The 18,660-nt window shown below is 64.2% G+C and carries 14 protein-coding genes; 11 read left to right on the forward strand and 3 right to left on the reverse strand.

The window, feature by feature from the left end; genetic code table 11:
* Positions 1-16 precede the first annotated feature (16 nt).
* Positions 17-1,639, reverse strand: a complete 1,623-nt coding sequence (locus ACK2SD_RS16545) for a twin-arginine translocation signal domain-containing protein (protein WP_412460342.1) — start codon at positions 1,637-1,639, stop codon at positions 17-19.
* A 160-nt stretch (positions 1,640-1,799) separates the two neighbouring features.
* Between ACK2SD_RS16545 and ACK2SD_RS16550 the strand changes: the two genes are divergently transcribed.
* The 6 genes from ACK2SD_RS16550 (at position 1,800) to ACK2SD_RS16575 (ending at position 11,856) form a co-directional block, all read left to right on the forward strand.
* The gene (locus tag ACK2SD_RS16550) at positions 1,800-6,641 is read left to right on the forward strand and encodes a dermonecrotic toxin domain-containing protein (protein WP_412460343.1); all 4,842 of its coding nucleotides are present in this window, start codon (positions 1,800-1,802) and stop codon (positions 6,639-6,641) included.
* A 234-nt stretch (positions 6,642-6,875) separates the two neighbouring features.
* Positions 6,876-7,901, forward strand: a complete 1,026-nt coding sequence (locus ACK2SD_RS16555; RefSeq protein ID WP_412460344.1) for an IS110 family transposase — start codon at positions 6,876-6,878, stop codon at positions 7,899-7,901.
* A 426-nt stretch (positions 7,902-8,327) separates the two neighbouring features.
* Positions 8,328-8,591 carry a hypothetical protein gene (locus ACK2SD_RS16560; RefSeq protein ID WP_412460345.1) on the forward strand — a complete coding sequence of 88 codons (264 nt, stop codon included), beginning with the start codon at positions 8,328-8,330 and terminating at the stop codon, positions 8,589-8,591.
* Positions 8,592-9,065: 474 nt separating this feature from the next.
* Positions 9,066-10,376 carry a C4-dicarboxylate transporter DctA gene (locus ACK2SD_RS16565; RefSeq protein ID WP_029614702.1) on the forward strand — a complete coding sequence of 437 codons (1,311 nt, stop codon included), beginning with the start codon at positions 9,066-9,068 and terminating at the stop codon, positions 10,374-10,376.
* A gap of 70 nt (positions 10,377-10,446) precedes the next feature.
* Positions 10,447-11,154, forward strand: a complete 708-nt coding sequence (locus ACK2SD_RS16570) for a FadR/GntR family transcriptional regulator (protein ID WP_039576530.1) — start codon at positions 10,447-10,449, stop codon at positions 11,152-11,154.
* A 15-nt stretch (positions 11,155-11,169) separates the two neighbouring features.
* Positions 11,170-11,856, forward strand: a complete 687-nt coding sequence (locus ACK2SD_RS16575) for a GntR family transcriptional regulator (RefSeq protein WP_412460346.1) — start codon at positions 11,170-11,172, stop codon at positions 11,854-11,856.
* Positions 11,857-11,863: 7 nt separating this feature from the next.
* Here the strand turns inward: ACK2SD_RS16575 and ACK2SD_RS16580 are convergent, their stop codons facing one another.
* Positions 11,864-12,292: a PACE efflux transporter gene (locus ACK2SD_RS16580; protein ID WP_412460347.1), complete on the reverse strand. Its 429-nt coding sequence runs from the start codon at positions 12,290-12,292 to the stop codon at positions 11,864-11,866.
* Between the two features lie 101 nt (positions 12,293-12,393).
* On the opposite strand from ACK2SD_RS16580, the gene ACK2SD_RS16585 reads away from it, so the two are divergent.
* The 3 genes from ACK2SD_RS16585 to ACK2SD_RS16595 all read left to right on the forward strand — a co-directional run bounded on the left by ACK2SD_RS16585 (position 12,394) and on the right by ACK2SD_RS16595 (position 16,236).
* Positions 12,394-13,272 (forward strand): LysR family transcriptional regulator, encoded by an 879-nt coding sequence (locus ACK2SD_RS16585; RefSeq protein WP_039576527.1) that lies wholly within the window; start codon positions 12,394-12,396, stop codon positions 13,270-13,272.
* 137 nt (positions 13,273-13,409) lie between these two features.
* The gene (locus tag ACK2SD_RS16590) at positions 13,410-15,296 is read left to right on the forward strand and encodes a methyl-accepting chemotaxis protein (RefSeq protein ID WP_295488063.1); all 1,887 of its coding nucleotides are present in this window, start codon (positions 13,410-13,412) and stop codon (positions 15,294-15,296) included.
* A 154-nt stretch (positions 15,297-15,450) separates the two neighbouring features.
* Positions 15,451-16,236 (forward strand): sulfite exporter TauE/SafE family protein, encoded by a 786-nt coding sequence (locus ACK2SD_RS16595; protein WP_116887906.1) that lies wholly within the window; start codon positions 15,451-15,453, stop codon positions 16,234-16,236.
* A gap of 8 nt (positions 16,237-16,244) precedes the next feature.
* On the opposite strand, the gene ACK2SD_RS16600 is transcribed toward ACK2SD_RS16595, so the two are convergent.
* Positions 16,245-16,703 (reverse strand): histidine phosphatase family protein, encoded by a 459-nt coding sequence (locus ACK2SD_RS16600; protein ID WP_412460348.1) that lies wholly within the window; start codon positions 16,701-16,703, stop codon positions 16,245-16,247.
* Positions 16,704-16,884: 181 nt separating this feature from the next.
* On the opposite strand from ACK2SD_RS16600, the gene ACK2SD_RS16605 reads away from it, so the two are divergent.
* Positions 16,885-17,505 carry a biliverdin-producing heme oxygenase gene (locus tag ACK2SD_RS16605; RefSeq protein ID WP_412460349.1) on the forward strand — a complete coding sequence of 207 codons (621 nt, stop codon included), beginning with the start codon at positions 16,885-16,887 and terminating at the stop codon, positions 17,503-17,505.
* A 70-nt stretch (positions 17,506-17,575) separates the two neighbouring features.
* On the forward strand, positions 17,576-18,655 hold the full coding sequence (locus tag ACK2SD_RS16610; protein ID WP_412460350.1) for a pyridoxal phosphate-dependent aminotransferase: 1,080 nt from the start codon (positions 17,576-17,578) through the stop codon (positions 18,653-18,655).
* Positions 18,656-18,660 lie beyond the last annotated feature (5 nt).

Here is an 18,660-nt window from a genome sequence, read left to right on the forward strand (position 1 = left end):
GGGCGACACCCGCTGCTCAGGACAGGATGTTCCTCATCGACAGGTGCCGCGCATACCACGGCCGACGCGGCACACGGCGCAGCCACTGATCGAGCGAGTCCGGCTCGCCAAAGGTGATGCGCAGCGCCAGCTTCATCACCTCAGGGTCCATTTCGACGCTCTTGCCGGGACGAATACCTGGCAGTGTGCTGCAGCCATGGGTATCCGGGCCGAGCCAGGGATCGGCCACCTCGACCCAGGGCCCCGGCGCGAACCATTGCACGCCATTGACCTCCAGGCGGCGGACCTGGCCGGGATGGTGTCGCTCGTGGGCGCGATACCAGTCCTCGATGCGGTCGTCGATCCACCCATGAAAGCCCCAGAACACCGGGTGCACATGGGATGAAAACGGGTCGCCGAGAAAATCGTTCTCGCGCGCGAACCAGCGTCCGGCGAAGTCGTCCTGCTCACGCGCGAACGGCACCGGCACACCATTGGACGGATCGCGCGGCACCGACGCCCAGCACATGTGCAGCCAATCGTGCAGGTTCATTTCCAGCTCGGAACCGAAGGCGCCCAGGCTCAACTTGGACAGGTAAAGCGGGTCTTGGTACTGCGACTCCCACACCTGGAAGTTGCTGGTGAAGGTCTCGCCGGCCTTGATCGCCGACACCCACTGCCCATAGTCGTCGTCGCCTGGCGCTCGCCAGGGCGGCGGCACGCGGCAACCGTCGTGGTTGTCGAAGTAACGGGCAAAGCCTTGGCGATCGAACTCGACGCTGGGCTGCGGCAGCGGAAACTGCTGCCAGGACGGCAGGTCCTGCAACGCTCGGGCGGTGCCGAGCATGTGCCGGTGCATGAAGAGAAAGTCTACGCCCGAGCCATTACGGTGTTTGCGCGGCCCTCGGGCATCACGCTCGCGATCGCGCGGCCCCGGTTGCCAACCCAGGCCCCTGAGCGCGTTGCGTTTTTCGTCGGACATCTTGTGCCATTGGTCGCGACTGGCGTGCCAAAGCTGATGGAACAAGCGGTGCTCGGGACTGATCACCCAGGCTTGCATGGCCGTGTTGTAGGGCAGGCGTTCGCGGGCTTCGGGAAACAGGCGCTTGACGGCCACGAAGCGGCTGTCCGGCACGAGCAAGGTCAACGGGCGGTCCAGGCGCTGCAAGCGCCCGCTGAGCGTGCCACTGCCGGCGTTGGCGAATGCGCCCCAGACCTCGTCGAGGCTGGCCACGCACTCATAGCTCGGTCCGCCGCGCTGGCCGATGAGACGCCAGCGCACCTGGGCCGACGATGCGCCGACCAGGTCGCCCAACACCCGGTAGGCGGCAGGGCCTAGGCCACGCAGGCGCTCGCCGGTGTCGACGAAGCCGCGCAGGCCGCGCCCCTTGGTAGCGATGTCGAAAAACACCTCGACGCCCGCGCCCGGCAAACCCTCCAGGCCACCGTCGCGGCCCTCGAAACGAATGTCCCAGATCCCGCGCAGTTGGTCGGCCAGCCATTGCCCGGCCAGGTCGGCGAGCTCGACGCTGGCCTCGCCCGGGGTGACGACATCGTCCTGCGGATCGTGGGTCAGCACCTTGTGTGCATGATAGGCCGCGCCCCCCGCGGCCCCCGCCACTGCCAGGCCTGCGATGAATCCTCGTCGGGAAATGGTCATTGCGTCTCTGTCCGTTGCAGCCATGCTGCGGCCTCTATCCAAGCTAGAACGTACCCTGCGCCAGAAAATTTACCGGGGTCGGCAGGTGGTAATCGGCTACGGCCCGGCCGCTGACGCCGCCGCCTAGCATCGCAGCCTCATCCCCACAGGAGCAGTGCCGATGCCAGCCCCTCACCCCTCCCCGACCCTTGATTTCATCCATGCCCGCCTGCCTGCATGGATGCACAGCGCCACACCGGGGCAACGCGACCTGCTGCAACGGCGCGTGCAAGACAGCGTCAACGCTGCCCGGAGGGTGCGCGAGGTGCTCGCCCAGGTGCAGGATATCGACAGCTTCTGCCGCCCGTTGCTGATCGAGGCGCTCGCCAGTTGGTATCCAGACACACCGCTGCCTGCGCCTGAACAAGGCATCGTGCAACGCCGCGACCCCGTGCGTGAAAGCACGTGGCTGGAAGCGGCCCTGCAGAATTTCGATGCTAGCGAGCCGATCTCGCTGCATGTCTCGGCCCAAGACCTGCGTCCGCTGCCATTGGACAGCGCGCGGTTCGTCAAAGGCGTGCGCAACCTGGACCTGGGATGGCGCTACCAGAATCATCTGCGCGAGCATCTGGATAACGACGACTACCGTGGACGGCTGCTGCAGCAAGACCGAAGTGCATTCGCCGCCGAGCTACTGCTCGCCGTACTGGAGCAGCGCATCGACAGCCGCGGTCAGATGCTGGGCGACGCCGTGCTGTCTGGACAATTCGACTTGCCGATGGCCGATGGCCAAAGCAGACGGCTGCAGTGTGCGTATTTGAGCGTGTTCGGCATCCCGCTGCACGGCCCGCTGCTGATTCGCCTGGAACCTCGCGACGCGACCGAACCCTGCTTGCTCTATCTGCCGGGGGCGCCAGGCGAATCCCTGCACCAGTACCCGTCGATGCAGGCGCTGGGCAGCGCGCTGACCCGCAAGCTCTGGAAAGCGGACGTTCGTCGCTACTTCGCCGGCTTCGTCAGCCACAAGCAGTTCACGCTGTTCGCCACGCGCCTGCGCCAGGCGCTGTATCCGCTCTACCCCTATAGCACGGTGCGGCACGACCCGGTCCTGGAGAAGGGCCAGGCGATCAGTTGGCTGGAGCGTGCGTTTCCCTCGCCGCACAGTATCTGGCAGCCAACACTGGACAAGAATGCGCGATTGCCCTGGACCTGCGGGCTGTGGCCCGGCGACCCGTTCGCTGCGCGTGCCCGGCAGAACGTCGTCCGCGCGTTGACGGATGCAGCCACCCTGGCCGTCCCCGTTGCCGAGCGTAACGCCGCCGCTCAGCGCGAGCGCCTGGAGGGGTGGTTGCAGTTGGGTATCAATGTCGCCAGCCTGGCCGGGTTGTTCGTTCCGGCCCTGGGCACGGTGATGATGGTCGTCGGATCTGCACAGGTGGTGGACGAGTTCCTCGATGGCGTTCACGCGCTCAATGAAGGCGACAGCGATGCCGCCATCGCGCACCTGTTCGGCGTATTCGACAGTCTGATCACCTTCGCCGCTCTGGGCGCTGCGGCCCGCTACGTCGAGGTCGAAGGCCCGTTGCAGGATTGGCACTTGCTGGAACACCAGGGCAGGCAACGCCTGTGGAACGGCGACACGACATTGTTCGCGGCTAATCGCCCTTGGCCGTCAGGGACCAACGTCTCTGCCGATGGTTTGCTGCACTGGCAAGGCCGGCAATGGCTGGAGATCGACGCCAAGGCTTATGCGCTGGGCCGTGACACCGATGCGCGCTGGCGTTTGAACAATCCTGCCGGAACCCACACCGTCGCACCCGCGTTGAGAGGACATAGTGCGAGCGTGCCGGTATTCGAACACGAAAATCCCTTGGCCTGGGATCGACAGACCTTGCTCAGGCGTCTGACACCGATCAGCACGGGGCTCGACGACGCCAACCTGGAACGGGCGCTGCGTTGCAGCGGTTACAGCGAAGCCGAAGTAAGACAACGGGTGGTCGATCATCAGCCGCTGCCCGCCCTGCTTCTGGACAGCCTGCAAACCCAAGGCGCCAGCGGCTTGAGTGACGCCGTACCGCTCGGCCCTGAGGCCGAGGTGCTGGCCCGGCATTTTCCGTCGCTCAGCGAGCGGGTCCGCAGCGAGTTGCTGGCCAGCGCCCAGCACGACGACCTGGGCCAACTGCAACGCAGCCAGCGGCTGCCGCTGGCGATTGGCGAATCGGCTCGGCTGTACCTGCGCAATGCCCGCCTCAACCGCGCCTTGAGCGCCTTTCAACTCGATACGGGCGCGTACGCTGACCGCGACCTGATCGTCCTGCGCCAGTTGCAACGCTTACCAGGCTGGAGCGGGAACACCCGGGTAGAACTGCGCGAACAACGCCTCGCCGGTCGCCTGCTGGCGGCCGCCGGCCCGCAGGAAGGGGCCTGCAAAGTGATCGTGCGCGATGGCAGTCGCTACCGCCCCTTCGATGAAACCGGCCTCACCCTCGGCAACGACACCGACCTATTCCAGGCCTTGCTGCAGGCGCTGCCGGACGCCGAGCGCGTCACTCTGTCCATCGACATCCACCAGCCACAGCGCCTGAGCGATGTCCTATTCGACTTGGCCGCCAACGACCGCGAAGGCTGCGCCCAAGCGCTGGGCATGCAGCCCATCCGTCCTCTGCTGCGCCTGCCGATGCGTCAACCCGGCGATCTACGCCTGGGCTACCGCCTCAGCGGTCGCGGTCGAGGTTGGGTCGACCCCGATGCGCTGTTCGACGAGCTGTATCCCAGTACGCCTGAAGACGACCGCCAGGCCCTTCGTAACCACCTGCGCCAGCAGGCGGGCGCCGCGCCCCATGCCTTCTCGCGCCTGCTGCTGGAACTGCGCGAGGATTACCGGCGTCTGAACAGCGCATTGGAATTGTGGGTGGAGGAACCGCACACCCCGCCACTGGAAAACCCCGAGGCTCGGCGCACGGCGCGCATCGCTTTCGCCCAGAGCATACGCCAGGCCTGGCGGCGCGAAGCGCCCATGCATGGATTGGGCGGTTTCGACCGCTTGGTGCTGCATCTGAACGCCAGCCGCGTTGGCAGACTGCCGAACTTGCCAGGCCCTCTGACCCAGGTTCGATCATTGAGCCTGGTAAATCTGGACGGTGGCCAAACCTCGAACCTGGGTGGTTTTCTCGAGGCGTTCCGCGCCGTACGCCACCTAGACCTCTCATCCTGCCTGCTGGGTCGTCTGCCTGCGCAGCTCGGCAGGCTGAGGGCGTTGGAGAGTCTGGTGCTGGCGGAGAATCTCATCGATCTACAGATCGCGGAGAACGTCGAGGTCATTGCCCGGCTGACCCGGCTGCGCCAACTCAATCTGACGGACGCAATCTCCCACCTGCCGGTCACGGCCCTGCAACGCTGGGCGCAACTGCCGCGTCTGGAAGCGCTGCAAATCGAATCCAACAACCTCAATCTCGACGTGGCCCAACTGCAGGCGCTGGAACAGTGGCCGGCGCTGCGGGCGCTCAGCCTGCGAGACAACAGCATCCACCTGACCGTGCAGAGCCGCGATGCGCTGGCGCGACTCAACCGTCTCGAACAGCTCTATCTGAGCGACAACCCTCTGGAGCTGACACCCGTTTTCACCGGCTGGACACGCCTGGAATTGCTGGACCTGCAGGACACTTCGATCTTCGAATGGCCGGTGGGCCTCACGGCACTGCTCGACCAACGTCCCTTGCGCCTTCGCCAAATCGACCTGAGTGACAATCTGCTGACCGAAATCCCCCCCCTGGCGGGCACCCAGTTCGCCCAGGCCGTCGCCGCAGAGGAAGGGACGCTCTACAACTTCGACAGCAACCCGCTGGATGAGCAAAGCCTGCAACGCCTGACCGATGCCGGTCTGTCCGCTTCTCCGGACTACCCGATGCAAAATGGCTGGTATTTCGACTGGCCGATGGATCTGCTCGACCATATCTCCGACACCGCTGGGCACCCCCAGTGGCAACCGCTCTACGCGCTGTTCGCACGGATGCCCGACACCGCCGAGTACCAGCAGCATCCGGCACAGGTGATCCAGCGCATGCAGCAGGTGGTGCGCTTGCTCAGCGAGCCTGTCCAGCCGGGCGCCGAGGGTGGCTGGGGGCGGGCCGAGCTCTTGCAGCAGATCAGCGCACGCCTGGAAGATGCGGCACAGACCTGTGTCGACCAGGCCAGCCTGTTGTTTCAGCAGACAGAAACCGATGTATTGATGTGGCATATGTTCTCGCACGCCGGCCCGTCGGCGGACGATGCCCAGGCCTTGCTCGGCAGTGCGCTTGGGGTGTTGCGCCAGCACCTGCTGGATGAGCGTATCGCCCGCCTCTACGACGCTCGAGTCGCCCGTAGACGGGCCCTGGCCGAGGCTCGTGACACGGGGCGGGCCACTCAACCTCCGCCTCTGCATCCCGATGACGACCTGGACGACGCCAGTTTGGGGGCAGCCAATTTCCTGATCGATGAGATCGAAATCCAACTCGATGCCAGACGGCGCCTGCAGGCACGCCTGGGACTGCCGCCGCAGCCGCAGGCAATCGCATTCGGGTATCTGGCGCAGCTGAGCGAGGCGACCGTCGAGCGGCTGGGGGCTGCGATACTGGCGGAGGTCGATGCCCAGCGCTTCAGCGATTGGGCGGTGCAGCAGCCGCTGTGGCGCGACTGGATCCAGCGTCTGCATCAGCCTGCCTTTCAGGCCCAGGAGCAGGCCTGGGAGGGCGCCGTGGACTATCACTCCAGCCTTAGCGAGGCCACTGAGCAGGTGGGGGCCTATGAAGGCGCGGTGGTCGCCGAGCCCTACCTGGTCGCGCTCGAACAGCACCTGGGGGATATTCCGGGGTTGCGGTGGCGGGTGGATGGGGTGGTGCAGAGGGTTGATCTGGTGTCTGGGCGGTATGCCAATGAGGGGGAGGTGTATCGGCGGGCCAGTGAATTGTTAGTAAGTAGTCGGGCGATTGCGTTGGATGGGCTGGTTCGGGAGATTACCTGGGCTATGGTTGATAGGGGGTGATTTGGTTTGTTTGCTTTGGCGAGGGGGGTGGTTTCCGGGGCGAATATTCGGATTTTGGGGTGAATATTCGGACTCTGGAGTGAATATCCGGATTCTGGAGTGAATATCCGGATTCTGGGGTGAGGCTGAGTCACCTTTTCGCCTTTACGGCGACCCCCTTAATGAGATGGTCACCCCCGGCACCCTACGAGGCGTACGCTTTCGTAGGGTGTTTTTACTTCGGAGACCGTCATCATGAGCAACGTGACCCTGATCGGCATCGACATCGGCAAACATACCTTCCACCTACACGCCCAGGAAAAGTCCGGCAAAGAAGTGTTGCGCAAGAAATGTTCAAGGCCTCAGATGATGCGGTTTCTGGCCAATCATCCCCCTTGCACGGTAGTGATGGAGGCCTGTGCCGGCTCACACTGCCTGGCGCGAGAAATCAAAGCGATAGGGCATGAAGCAAAGCTGATTTCACCTCAGTTCGTTAAGCCTTTCGTCCAGGGCAACAAGAATGACTTTGTCGATGCGCAAGCCATCTGTGAAGCCGCTTCCCGACCTTCCATGCGCTTTGTGACGCCAAAATCGCCTGAGCAGCAGACGCTCTCTGTTTCTCATCGGATGCGTGAATCACTGATTCGCGACCGGACCAAAACGGTGAACCAGATGCATGGTTTCCTGCTCGAGTTCGGCGTCAGCCTGCCAACGGGACTGGCGGTGATCAAACGCCTCGCTTCAGTGCTTGAAGAGCACGACCTGCCTGTACGCCTCGTCGCACTGCTGCAGCGCCTGCATGATCACTTCGTCTACCTGACCGAGCAGATCAAGCTGCTGGATGAAGAGCTGGCAAGCCAGCTGGCTGACGATGATCTGGGTAGTCGCTTGCTGACTATTCCGTGTGTCGGGCCGATCACCGCCAGCCTGCTGGCCGTAGAAATGGGAGATGCTCGGCAGTACGGCAGCAGTCGTGATTTTGCAGCATCCGTAGGCTTGGTCCCCAGGCAATACAGCACCGGCGGCAAGCCGGCTTTGCTGGGAATCAGCAAACGTGGCGACAAGAACCTTCGGCATTTGCTGGTGCTCTGCGCCCGTGTCTACATGCTTCGTTTGAAGTACCAGAGTGGCCCATTGGCCGACTGGGTACGTACGCTATCAACACGACGCCACTCCAACGTGGTGGCCTGCGCGTTGGCCAACAAACTGGCACGCATCGCGTGGGCCATTGCCACTCGACACTCGCAATATGAAACGGAGCCAGGCGCGCTGAACGCCTGACCCCGTTGTGCTGCACCGAGTTTTACCATCAGGTTTTGCGATAGCTGAACAACGGATGAAATAAACGGCCGATCGGCCTGGCGATGATCCTGGAAGAAAAATTGGCTCTCAGAAGCCGCTTACTTTATTAGGATCGCCAGGTGCGAATACTCATCGTGGCGCGGGATACCAGCCCAATCGACGCCGGATAGATTTACGCAAGCCATCCATTTCACCCAATGATCAGTATTGCAAAAAAGGGGGTGACCATAGATTTTTTCTTGGAAAAAAGGGGGGCAAAAACCGCTTGCTCCCGCATCCGGCCCCTGCGCTATGCGCAGGGGTTCCCTCGCGCCGGCGTCGCTCCGGGAGGACCGCGCTTAGGGGCCGTCCTGGCCCCAAGCGCTTGACGGGCATCCATGCCCGTCACCTCCCTGCGCAACGCCTATGCTCGGCCTCCTGAGGTCGCGGTTGGCGGTGTTCGAGCTACCGCGCACCAAGATCAAGATCAACGGCAACGGCAACGGCAACGGCAACGGCAACGGCGATGACGATGGCGATGGCGATGGCGATGGCGATGGCGATGGCGATTCGATCGCGCAGCGCTCCAGAACATCTGCCCCCACCGCCGTGCTTCTAAGCGCACGCCAGTTCAGACGCCGCCCATCGCGACCTCAGGAGGCCGAGCAGAGGTGGCACGGAGGGGGTTGACGGGCATGGATGCCCGTCAAGCGCTTGGGGCCATGGATGGCCCCTAAGCGCGGTACCCCCGGAGTGCCACCGGCGCGAGGGAACCCCGCAGCGCAGCGAAGGGGCCGTATGCGGGAGCAGGCGGTTTTTGCCCCTCTTTTTTCCAAGAAAAAAAAGAGGGTCGCCGTAAGGGCGAAAAGGTGAATCAGCCTCACCCAAGCCAACGGATATTCACCCCAAAAGAACTAGCCCCCAAACAAGCCCCATCAAAAAATTCATCAGCCCACACCCCCGTACTAGAGCCCCACCCAAGAAACATCCCGCAACTGGTCAGACCGGTCAAACCAAAACCTCTTGCCACCCCCACCCACCAGCGCTTACATTCGACCCCGCACTGGACAAACCGGTAAGACCACAATAATTAAGTCCCGCGCTCTTTCGCCCGCACTCCCCTGGGGGCATCGAAGCAGGGACACCGAATCAGAGATCCCTCCCATGCTCAAATGGTGCTCGCGTTCGATCTTCCTCCAAGTTGTCCTGGGCCTGGCCCTCGGCATTGTCTGCGGTCTGAGCTTCCCTGACCTCTCCCTGCAACTCAAACCCCTCGGTGACGGCTTCATCAAGCTGATCAAGATGCTCATCGGCATCATCGTGTTCTGCGTGGTGGTGACGGGCATCTCAGGCGCAGGCGACCTGAAGAAGGTCGGCCGCATCGGCCTGAAGTCGGTGATCTATTTCGAGATCCTCACCACCATCGCCTTGGTCATCGGGCTGGTGCTGGCCTTCTCCACCGGCATCGGCCAAGGCGCCAACATCCACCTCGACCAGCTCTCCAGCGCCGATGCCGGAGCCCTCGCTGACCGCGGCGCACACCTGCATGGGGCCACAGCGTTCTTCATGGACCTGATCCCCACCTCAGTGATCGGCGCCTTCGCCGACAACAACATCCTCCAAGTCCTGCTGTTCGCCGTGCTGTTCGGCAGCGCCCTGAACCTGGTCGGTGAATCCGCCTCGGGCATTTCCCGACTGATCAACGAACTCAGCCACGTGATCTTCCGCATCATGGGCATGATCGTGCGCCTGGCGCCGATCGGCGTGTTCGGCGCCATCGCCTTCACCACCAGCAAATACGGCCTGGAATCGCTGCAGCATTTGGGCGGGCTGGTCGCGCTGTTCTACATCACCTGCGCAGGCTTCGTCCTGCTGGTGCTGGGCACCGTGATGCGCGTGTCGGGCCTGAAGATGATTCCCTTCCTCAAGTACCTGCGCGAAGAGCTGACCATCGTGCTGGGAACCGCTTCCTCCGATGCCGTGCTGCCCCAGGTCATGCGCAAGCTCGAACACCTGGGTATCGGCAGCTCCACCGTCGGACTGGTGATCCCCACCGGCTATTCGTTCAACCTCGACGGCTTTTCGATCTACCTGACCCTGGCCATCGTCTTCATTGCCAACGCCACCGGTACGCCGCTGGCCATGACCGACCTGCTGACCATCCTGCTGGTGTCACTGGTGACCTCCAAAGGCGCCCACGGCATTCCCGGCTCCGCGCTGGTGATTCTGGCGGCGACCCTCACCGCCGTACCGGCGATCCCAGTGGTGGGCCTGGTGCTGGTACTGGCGGTGGACTGGTTCATGGGCATCGGCCGCGCGCTGACCAACCTGGTCGGCAACTGCGTCGCCACCGTGGCCATCGCCCGCTGGGAGAAAGACATCGACATGGAGCGGGCCAACAACGTGCTGTCCGGCAAGCCGGGTTTCGCGCCGCTGCCCCGTAAACCAGGCCAGGCCCATCAGCAGGAGTTCTGAGCAGGCCAGGGCCGACGCCCGACGTCGGCCCGCAGGCAGCAAGACTCAAGCCTCAATCGGGGAAAGCACCGTGATCAGTTCATCGACCGTCGTCACCGCCGTGGTGGAAAAACTGCGCAGCGCCCTGGCCCGTGGCCAATGGCGCAGCGGTCAAATGCTGCCCGGTCAGCGCGAGCTGGCCGAGCAGCTGGGTATCAGCCGCCCAAGCCTGCGTGAAGCGCTGACTGTGCTGGAGACCCTCGGGCTGGTGCGGGCCATGCCGGGCAAGGGCGTGCTGGTGCTAGACGCCGACCTTGCTCTGGTCTCGGTCAGCGACAGCGTCGGCGCCGCCAGCCTGGCCGACGTTCTGGAGCTGCGCTACACCCTCGAGCCCTTCATCGCCGGGCTGGTTGCGCAAGCGGCCGGCAGCCAGGACATCGGCCAGTTGCGTTTGACCCTGATGGACCTGCGCGAGGCCGTGGACGCCAGCGATAGCGAGGCCGGCGTAGTGGCCTACATCGCGTTGCACGAAGCGCTGTTCGCGCTGACCACCAACCCAATCTTCCAGAGCGTGGTGCAGCAGACCAGCAATGCCCTCAAGCAGAGCGCGGCGATGCTGCGCGACTCGCCCGAACACTTCGCCGCGCGGCTGGAAGAAAACGAAGCGGTGGTGCGTGCGATCCGTGCGCGCAACAGCGCCGAGGCCAGCGCTCAGATGCGCCGGCACATCCTCGCCGAAGGCCTGCGCATGGGCATCGAGCTGAACATTCCGGACGAGCATCCGGCTCCGGACCATTGACCCAGGAGAGCGACCATGACTGCGTTGGCCCATCCATCGCGCTTGCCCCAGTTGATCAAGACCGGCGAAGGCCGACTGGGTGCCGAACAGATCTATCCGCGACTGTTCGACGCCATCCTCGAACAGCGCCTGCCGCCGGGCAGCGCTTTGCCCGAACAGGCCCTGGGCAATGCATTCGGCGTCAGTCGCACCGTCATCCGCCGCGTCCTCGGTCGCCTGGCCGACCAGCAGGTGGTGGTCCAACGGCCCAGTCACACCGCGCACTTGGCCGCGCCCGATCCGCAACAGGCGCGCCAGGTGCTCAGCGCCCGGCGCCTGGCCGAAACCACCTTGATCGGCCTGGCCACCCAGCGTGCTCGCCCCAACCAGATCCGTCAGTTGCGTCAGTTGGTGGACCGTGAACGGCTGCACCATGAACGCGGCGAGCGCTGCACGGCCATCCGTCTGGGCGGCGAATTCCACCTAAAGCTCGCGCAAATGGCCAACAACGCCCCGCTGGCGCGCTTTCTCAATGGCCTGGTACCGATGACCTCACTGATCATCGCTCGCTATGAAGCGCCCTGCTGCGAGCACTGCGCCTGGGAAGAGCACGCGGCCATCATCGACGCAGTGGAAGGTGGCGATGCCACGTCGGCGCTCCTGCTGATGCATCAGCATCTGGATCGGCTGGAAGCCAAGCTCGACCTCGATGACGCTGACTGAGCGCGGCTCACGCCGTCGCCAACGCCGAGGTCGGCAACCCGAAGATCCGATCGAACGCCCAGTTGTAGACGAAGGTGTAGCACGGCACCAACACGATGAACGCCAGGTCCACCACGAACGCCTCCGACAGGCTCATGTCCAGCCACCAGGCGATCAGCGGGATGAGGTACACCACCAGGGTCAACTGAAAGCCCACCGCGTGCCCTACCCGCCTGGCCAAGCCGCGCCCGCGCTTGGCCTGGCGACTTTCCCAGCGCTCGAACAGGGTGTTGTAGATCAGGTTCCAGACCATGGCGATGGTGGTGATCATCACCGCCAGCGGGCCGGTGTGCGTGGCTTGGGTGTCTGACAGGTACGCCAGTCCCAGGGTCGACATGCACAACCCAATCAGTTCATAGAAGGTCACGTAGACCAGTTTGCGTTTGGCGCCTTGCACAGTCGTTGTCGCTCCATAGCCATTGATGAGGGCGCCAAGACTGAATCAATTCTGTTGACAGAAAAAGTCAGCTCCTTTCAGATTGACTGACAGGAGGCGCGATGAACTTTTCCAGTGACAACATCCAGCTGTTTCTCGCCGTGCTCGATGGCGGTTCGTTCTCCGCGGCGGCACGACTGCTCGGCCGCGTACCCTCGGCGGTGAGCATGGCCGTGGGCAATCTTGAAGCCGAACTGGGCTACCCGCTGTTCGAGCGGGGCTCGCGCGAGGTGCGCGCCACCGATCGCGCTCGCGCTCTGGAACCCCATGCCCGGTTGATCGCCGAACAACTGGGGTTGCTGCAGGTGCATGCACTGGAGCTGTCGCGCGGCCTGGAGAGCAGTCTGTCCATCGCCGTAGTGACCGATATCGATCCGGCTGCGTTGCTGGCGGCCATCGCCCGACTGGGCGAGCGCTACCCATTGCTCGACATCGAATTGCTCAGCGCGCCCCAGGACGATGCCCTGCAGTTGCTCGACAGCGGCCGCGTCGGGCTGTGCCTGGCCTTCGCCGAACTGCAGGTGGATCCGCAGCGCAGCTTCCAGCACCTGGGCAGCGAGGCGCTGGTGGCGGTGCTGTCGCCGCATCACCCGGCCTTTCGCGAAGGACGCATTCGCGACCTCGAAGACCTGGTGAACATCCGCCAGATTCTGGTGCACAGCCGCCACCTGCCGCTGGGCGATACCCGCTCGCTGATCGGAACCGCCCATTGGCGTACCGACAGCGTCGACCTGGCCGTGCAGATGGTCGAAGCGGGTCTGGGTTGGGGCGATCTACCCTGCGCGCGTATCGCCCCGCGGGTGCAGGCTGGACGCTTGGTGCGACTGGCGTTTCGCAACACGCGCAATGAACTGCAGTTGCCGGTGCATGCGCTGTGGCGCAAAAGCCAACCGCTGGGTCAGGCGGCGCGAGCGCTGGTGGGCATGCTGACCAGCCGCTGAGCCTTCACCATCCGTCGGACGCTACAGCAACGCCCTCAACCTTTCGTCGAGCACGCCGATATCGACTCCGACAGGCACCGCCAGTCCGCCACGAGCGGGCGGCCGCCATCTCCGATTTCGGCTCAAGGTCTCGAAACATGAACCTGAAGTTTCGCCACAAGATCCTCCTCAGTGCCTGCGGTGTCGTGGTACTGGCATTCGCACTGTTCACCCTCTACAACGACTACCTGCAGCGCAAGACCATCGCCCAGAACATCGAGTCGTCTGTGCAGCAGGCGGGCGCCCTGACCGCCAGCAGCGTGCAGAACTGGATGAGCGGGCGCATCCTGGTACTGGAGAATCTGGCCCAGGACATCGCCCAGCAAGGCACCGGCAATCAAGTGGCCGGTCTGGTGGATCAGCCCTCCTACACCAGCAACTTCCAGTTCACCTACTTCGGCCAGAACAATGGCGCCTTCACCCAGCGCCCTGACGCGCAGATGCCCGACGGCTATGATCCGCGCAAGCGTCCGTGGTACAGCGCTGCCGTCAGCGCCAACCAGACCCTGCTGACCCCGCCTTACCAAGCCTCGGTGGGCGGTCTGGTGGTGACCATCGCCATCCCGGTCAAGGCGCGCGGCAACGGCGAACTGCTCGGTGTGGTCGGTGGCGACCTGAGCCTGGACAGCCTGGTCGACATCATCAACGCCGTGGACTTCGGCGGCATCGGCCATGCGTTTCTGGTCGACCGTGAAGGCCAGGTGATCGTCAGCCCCGACAAGGACCAGCTGATGAAGAATCTCAAGGACCTCTACCCCAACAGCGGCCTGCGCGTCGAACCCGGCATGCAGGACGTGACCCTTGCGGGCTCCGAGCGCATCGTCTCCTTCACGCCGGTCAAAGGTCTGCCTTCGGCGCAGTGGTACATCGGCCTGTCGATTGATAAAGACAAAGCCTACGCGGCTCTGGGCCAGTTCCGTAGCTCGGCCATCATCGCCATGCTCATCGCCGTGGTCGCCATCGCCGCTGTGCTGGGTCTGTTGATTCCCGTGCTGATGCGTCCGCTGACCACCATGGGCCGCGCCATGCACGATATCGCCGAAGGTGAAGGCGACCTCACCCGCCGCCTGCAGGTGCAGAACAAGGACGAGTTCGGCGAGCTGGCAGCCGCTTTCAACCGCTTCGTCGAGCGCATCCATGCCTCGATCAGCGAAGTGGCCTCGGCCACGCGACTGGTGCATGACCTGTCCGAGCAGGTCATGAGCGCATCCAATGCCTCGATCAACGGCTCGGAGGAGCAGAGCCTGCGGACCAACAGCGTGGCGGCGGCGATCAACCAGTTGGGCGCCGCCACCCAGGAAATCGCCCGCAATGCCGCCGATGCCTCGCAGCACGCCAGCGGCGCCAGCGACCAGGCCAACGATGGGCGCCAGGTGGTCGATGATGCGATCAGCGCCATGACTGCGCTGTCGCAGAAGATCAGCGAGTCGTGCCAGCAGATCGAAACGCTCAACGCCAGCACCGACGAAATCGGCAAGATCCTCGATGTGATCAAAGGCATTTCCCAGCAGACCAACTTGCTGGCGCTCAACGCCGCCATCGAGGCCGCTCGTGCCGGCGAGGCTGGGCGCGGCTTCGCCGTGGTGGCCGACGAGGTGCGCAACCTGGCGCACCGCACCCAGGAATCGGCCGAAGAGATTCACCGCATGATCACCGGCCTGCAGGTCGGCTCGCGCGAAGCCGTGCACACCATGAACGCCAGCCAGGTGTCCAGCGAACAGACCGTGCAGGTGGCCAACCGCGCGGGCGAACGGCTGGCCAGCGTGACGTCGCGCATCGGCGAGATCGATGGCATGAACCAGTCGGTGGCCACGGCCACCGAGGAACAGAGCGCGGTGGTCGAAAGCCTGAACCTGGACATCACCCAGATCAACGCACTCAACCAGCAAGGCGTGCAGAACCTCAACGAGACCTTGCGCCACTGCGACGCCCTGACTCAGCAGGCGGGTCGTCTGAAGCAACTGGTGGGCAGCTTCAGGATCTGAAGTTGCCCAGCACGCAGTCACCCCCGCCGACTGGTCAGCGGGGATGGCTGCGGCGCGTTATAACCTCATAACGAAGAATTCTATTTGGCTATAACGAACAATCTATATGCTGCCCAGCATCCGACCACGGGCTAGCAGGCAGATTGAGTAGCGTATGGATGTAGGTTCTTTCGGTTTCACCATTGCCGGGCTGGTAGTGGGTTTCATCGTCGGCATGACCGGCGTCGGCGGCGGTTCGCTGATGACACCCATTCTGCTCTGGTTCGGTATCAACCCTGCCACTGCCGTGGGCACCGACCTGCTCTATGCCGCCATCACCAAGGCCAGTGGTGTCTGGGTGCACGCGCGCAACAAGAACATCGACTGGAAGATCACGGGCTGGCTGAGCCTGGGCAGCGTACCGGCAGCGGCCCTGACCCTGTGGTTCCTCAGCACGTTGCACACCGACACCTCGGCGCTCAACGCCATCATCAAGCAGGGCCTGGCCGTGGTGTTGATCCTCACCGCACTGGCCATCCTGTTCAAATCCCGTCTGCAGGCCTTCGCCAGCCGCCATGCGGGCGACCATTACCACCTCAGTGCCCGCAGCCTGAACGTGCTCACGGTGACCACCGGCATCGTGCTGGGGGTCATGGTCACCCTGACCTCCATCGGCGCCGGGGCACTGGGGACGGTGGCGCTGTTCCTGCTCTATCCGTTCCTGGTCACCCGACGCCTGGTCGGCACCGAGATCGCCCACGCCGTGCCGCTGACACTGGTGGCTGGCCTGGGCCATGCCGGTATGGGCAACATGGACTGGTCGCTGCTCGGCTACCTGCTGCTGGGCTCGCTGCCCGGCATCTACCTGGGCAGCCACCTCACCGGGCGCATTTCCGACCGCGTGCTGCGCCCGTGCCTGGCGGGGATGCTGCTGCTGATCGGCTACAAACTGGCGTTCTGACGTTTCACTCAGCCCGGCAGCAGTCGCAGGCGCCAGCGCTCGGTACGGCTCAACTCGATCCGCGCGCATGGCAGCACGTCGATCGCCTGGCACGTGCCCAGCGGCGCGTCCAGGACCTCAGCCAGTGCAGCGCGTATCACCAGCGGGTGAGTGACCGCCAGCCAGTCCCCTGGCGCAGCGAAGGATTCCAGCCAAGCGGCGACCCGCCTATGCAGCGCTGCAAACGACTCGCCGCCATGGGGCGTCGCCTGTACATCCAACCCCCACCACGCCAGCGCGTCCGTTTCCTCTCGCTGAACCTGCTTGAGGCTCAGGCCTTGCCAACGGCCCATGTGGCAATCGGCCAAGGCGGGTTCGAGCTGCACTTCGGCGCCCAACCAGGCCGCCGTCTGCCGCGCGCGCCGCTCGGGCGCGCTGATCAGTTGCGTACCGGGAGGTGCGCTGGCAAGAAGAGGTGTTTGTGCCAAGACAGGCTCTTCAGGATGCGAAAAGCAGCCAGTCTGCTGGGAACGGGTCTGGGCATGGCAGATCAGGGTCAGGCGGACGGGTTTCACCGTTGGAATCTCGGGCCGGTGGAATTAGGGCATCAATGAACGCTGCGATAGGATGGCCAGTCTAACCCAGGCAATATCCATCCGAGTCGATTCAATGCCAGACACCCCGCGCCCGCCCTCCAGCCCCTTGCTGCTCGCCCTGCGTCAGGGCACCCATGCGTGTCACAAGACGCTGGAAACACGCCTGCCATTTTTCAGCAACGCCTTCGATCTGCACGCCTATCGCCGCTTGGTTGCCGCCTACCATGGCTTTCATGCGCCGCTGGAGGCGCGACTGTCGGATTACCAGGACGACGAGCGACACAAGGCGCCCACGCTGCGCCGCGATCTGCAGGCGCTCGGCCTGACTGTGGCACAGATCGACGCCCTGCCGCTGTGCCGCGACCTGCCGATCATCACTGACCACGCCCATGCGCTGGGGGTGATGTACGTACTGGAAGGCTCGACCTTGGGCGGTCAGGTGCTCAAGCGTGCCATGGCTCAACGCCTGGGTATCGATGCCGACAGCGGCGGCGGTTTTCTCGATGTGTATGGCAGCGCCACCGCCAGCCGTTGGCGTAGCTTCCTGCAACGGCTAGAGCAGGCACCAACGTCGCCTGCCGCCGTTGCCGATAGCGTGGCCTGCGCCGTAGCGACGTTCGAATGCTTCGCGCAATGGCTCGATACCTGCCAGGTGCTGCTACCGTCCGATGAGCGCGCGCCCATCAGCGTCTAATTGCCACCATTCATTTGCCGGCTCGCGCTTCGTCTTCCCAGGTAGCCCATCAGCACAAGGAAGTCGAAGCATGTTCGAGCTGTCACGTCGTTCCCTGGTCGGCCTCGGCCTGGCTCTACCCGCCCTGGGTGCCCTGCGCATGACGCAGGCGGCACCGGTCGATTCCGGGCAGGTGCCACTCAATTACAACGAAAGCCCCTGGGGTCCGAGCGCAGCGGCGCGCCAGGCGATGGCCGAGGGCATCGGCGCTTGTGGGCGCTATCCCTACAAGGCCCAGTATCGATTGGTCGACCTGTTCGCCTCGCAGCACGGCCTGCAAGCCGATCAGGTCCAGGTGTTCTGCGGCTCCAAGCTGGCCCTGCAACATGCGGTGATGGCCTTCACCCAGCGCGGCAGCCTGGTGCTGGCCGACCCTTCGTACGAGGCCCCCGTGGAAGCTGCCCGAGCACGCGGCACGGCGGTGCACGCAGTGGCATTGGACGCGGACCACGCGCATGACGTCGATGCCATGCTCGTCGCCGACGCGGCGCCCGGCATGATCTACCTGTGCAACCCCAACAACCCCACGGGCACGCTCACTCCGCGCCGGTCCATCGAACGGCTGCTGGCCCGCTCGGCGGCGAACACCACCGTGGTGGTCGACGAAGCCTATATCCACTTCAGCGACGCACCGAGCTGCATCGACCTGGTGCGTGACTACCCGCAGTTGCTGATCTTGCAGACCTTTTCCAAGCTCTACGGCATGGCCGGGGCGCGCCTGGGCCTGGCGATCGGCCAAGCACCACTGCTGCAACGCCTGGAGGTGTACGACGGCGAGAATGTCGCCGCTGCACCGACCTTGCTGGGCGGACTCGCCAGTTTGAACGATGCGCAGTTGGTGCCCAGCCGCAAGGCCGCCAACGCCCGCCTGCGCGACACCACGCTGGCCTGGCTCACCGAGCGCGGCTGGCGCTGCACCGCGAGCCAGACCAATTGCTTCATGATCGACCTGCGCACAGCCGCGCAGCCGGTGATCGAGCGCCTGGCCGAGCACGGGGTGCTGGTCGGGCGCGTGTGGCAAAGCTGGCCGAACTGGATGCGGGTCAGCGTGGGCAGCGAAAGCGACATGCAGCGTTTTCGCCAGGCCTTTGCCCAGGTGATGCAGGGTTGAACGCT

It is taken from the genome of Pseudomonas sp. SC11, from assembly GCF_047039205.1.
GTDB classification, from domain to species: domain Bacteria; phylum Pseudomonadota; class Gammaproteobacteria; order Pseudomonadales; family Pseudomonadaceae; genus Aquipseudomonas; species Aquipseudomonas boreofloridensis.

What these genes read in the sequence shown, in the direction of transcription:
- ACK2SD_RS16545 (WP_412460342.1), bottom strand. Translation starts at nt 1,639, where the DNA reads ATGACCATTTCCCGACGAGGATTCATCGCAGGCCTGGCAGTGGCGGGG.
- ACK2SD_RS16550 (WP_412460343.1), top strand. Translation starts at nt 1,800, where the DNA reads ATGCCAGCCCCTCACCCCTCCCCGACCCTTGATTTCATCCATGCCCGC.
- ACK2SD_RS16555 (WP_412460344.1), top strand. Translation starts at nt 6,876, where the DNA reads ATGAGCAACGTGACCCTGATCGGCATCGACATCGGCAAACATACCTTC.
- ACK2SD_RS16560 (WP_412460345.1), top strand. Translation starts at nt 8,328, where the DNA reads ATGCTCGGCCTCCTGAGGTCGCGGTTGGCGGTGTTCGAGCTACCGCGC.
- ACK2SD_RS16565 (WP_029614702.1), top strand. Translation starts at nt 9,066, where the DNA reads ATGCTCAAATGGTGCTCGCGTTCGATCTTCCTCCAAGTTGTCCTGGGC.
- ACK2SD_RS16575 (WP_412460346.1), top strand. Translation starts at nt 11,170, where the DNA reads ATGACTGCGTTGGCCCATCCATCGCGCTTGCCCCAGTTGATCAAGACC.
- ACK2SD_RS16585 (WP_039576527.1), top strand. Translation starts at nt 12,394, where the DNA reads ATGAACTTTTCCAGTGACAACATCCAGCTGTTTCTCGCCGTGCTCGAT.
- ACK2SD_RS16590 (WP_295488063.1), top strand. Translation starts at nt 13,410, where the DNA reads ATGAACCTGAAGTTTCGCCACAAGATCCTCCTCAGTGCCTGCGGTGTC.
- ACK2SD_RS16595 (WP_116887906.1), top strand. Translation starts at nt 15,451, where the DNA reads ATGGATGTAGGTTCTTTCGGTTTCACCATTGCCGGGCTGGTAGTGGGT.
- ACK2SD_RS16605 (WP_412460349.1), top strand. Translation starts at nt 16,885, where the DNA reads ATGCCAGACACCCCGCGCCCGCCCTCCAGCCCCTTGCTGCTCGCCCTG.
- ACK2SD_RS16610 (WP_412460350.1), top strand. Translation starts at nt 17,576, where the DNA reads ATGTTCGAGCTGTCACGTCGTTCCCTGGTCGGCCTCGGCCTGGCTCTA.